Annotated in this window: 1 protein-coding gene; it reads left to right on the top strand. The window is 71.6% G+C overall.

The features are described from left to right. Positions 1-136 precede the first annotated feature (136 nt). Positions 137-1,913, top strand: a 1,777-nt coding sequence (kdpB, locus tag ACFW2E_RS36400; RefSeq protein ID WP_384473156.1) for a potassium-transporting ATPase subunit KdpB, incomplete at its 3' end; no start/stop codon positions are given.

The raw sequence follows: 1,913 nt of genomic DNA, 5'->3' as shown, positions 1-1,913 counted from the left end.
GCCGCGCGCGCTGTGCGTCGGGGGCGCCGCCGCGCCGCGGGCCGCGCGCCGCGCGGGGGGCGCGCGCGCCCCCCCCCCCCCCCCCCGGCACCGACGACCGCAGTCCCTGTCCGCCACTCAAGGCACGAAGGTGTCCATGCTTCCCGCTGCTCCCGAGCAGGCCCCACCGTCACGCCCCCAGCGCGCAGCCCGGACCGGATCGGAGGGAAGGGCGCGACGCCGCGCTCCGAGCGGACTGTTCGAGCCCGGCCAACTCGTCCGCTCCTTCCCCGAGGCCCTGCGCAAACTGCACCCGCGCGCCCTGGTCCGTAACCCGGTCCTGTTCGTGGTGTCCGTCGGGGCGGTTCTGACCACGCTGTCGGCCCTGTTCCACCCTGCCGTCTTCACCTGGGTCATCAGTCTCTGGCTGTGGCTGACGGTGGTCTTCGCCAACCTCGCCGAGGCGGTCGCCGAGGGGCGCGGCAAGGCGCAGGCGGAGTCTCTGCGCAGGGCCCGTACGGACACGGTGGCGCTGCGTGTGCTCGACTGGCGCTACGGCACCGATCCGCGCACCGCCCGCACGGAGGCGGTCGCCGCCACCGCTCTCAAGCCCCTGGACGTCGTACTGGTCGAGGCAGGCGAGATGATCCCAGCGGACGGCGATGTAGTCGACGGGGTCGCCGCAGTCGACGAATCCGCCGTCACCGGCGAATCCGCGCCCGTCATCCGGGAGTCGGGCGGTGACCGCAGTGGCGTCACGGGCGGTACGACGGTCCTGTCCGACCGGATCGTCGTCCGGGTCAGCGCACGCCCGGGCAACAGCTTCCTGGACCGGATGATCGCTCTCGTCGAGGGCGCCTCCCGGCAGAAGACCCCGAACGAGATCGCGCTGAACATCCTGCTGGCCTCCCTGACGATCGTCTTCGTCCTGGTCGTGGTCGCCCTTCAGCCGATGGCTGAGTACGCCGACGCCGCCCAGTCGACAACCGTGCTGGTCGCCCTCCTCGTCACGCTCATCCCGACCACGATCGGCGCCTTGTTGTCCGCGATCGGCATCGCAGGCATGGACCGGCTGGTACAGCGCAAGGTGCTCGCCATGTCCGGCCGCGCAGTGGAGGCGGCGGGTGATGTGAACACCCTGCTGCTCGACAAGACCGGCACCATCACCCTGGGCAACCGCGAGGCCGCCGCCTTCGTGCCGCTGCCCGGGATCGACGAGCGACCGCTCGCCGATGCCGCCCAGCTGTCCTCACTGGCCGACGAGACCCCGGAGGGCCGCTCCGTCGTCATCCTCGCCAAGAACAGGTACGGATTACGGGCCCCCGGCGAGGGCGAACTGGCGAACGCCCGCTGGGTCGCCTTCAGCGCGCAGACCCGGATGAGCGGCGTCGACCTGCGCTGGGACAACGGAGCCGTCTGCGCCATCCGTAAGGGTGCCGCGCAGCAGGTGATCGAGTGGGTGCAGCAGTACGGCGGCCAAGTCCCGCCCGAGGCACGGATGTACGCGGACGCCGTGGCCGCGTCCGGCGGGACACCGCTACTGGTCGCCGTGCACGACTGGGACGGACCGCGGGTGCTCGGCCTGATCCATCTCAAGGACGTCGTCAAGGACGGCATCCGCGAACGCTTCGCCGAACTGCGCCGCATGGGCATCCGCACGGTCATGGTCACCGGCGACAACCCGCTCACCGCCCGCGCCATCGCCGAAGAGGCCGGCGTGGACGACTACTTGGCCGAGGCGACCCCTGAGGACAAGCTCGCGCTGATCCGGCGGGAGCAGGAGGGCGGCAAGCTGGTCGCGATGACCGGTGACGGTACGAACGACGCGCCCGCGCTCGCGCAGGCGGACGTCGGCGTGGCGATGAACACCGGTACCTCGGCCGCCAAGGTGGCCGGCAACATGGTCGACCTCGACTCCAACCCGCCCACTCTCA

It is taken from the genome of Streptomyces sp. NPDC058964 (genome assembly GCF_042741275.1).
Classification (GTDB): Bacteria; Actinomycetota; Actinomycetes; order Streptomycetales; family Streptomycetaceae; genus Streptomyces.
The sequence above is the reverse complement of the archived record's forward strand: the minus strand, read 5'-3'. Positions and strand labels throughout refer to the sequence as shown.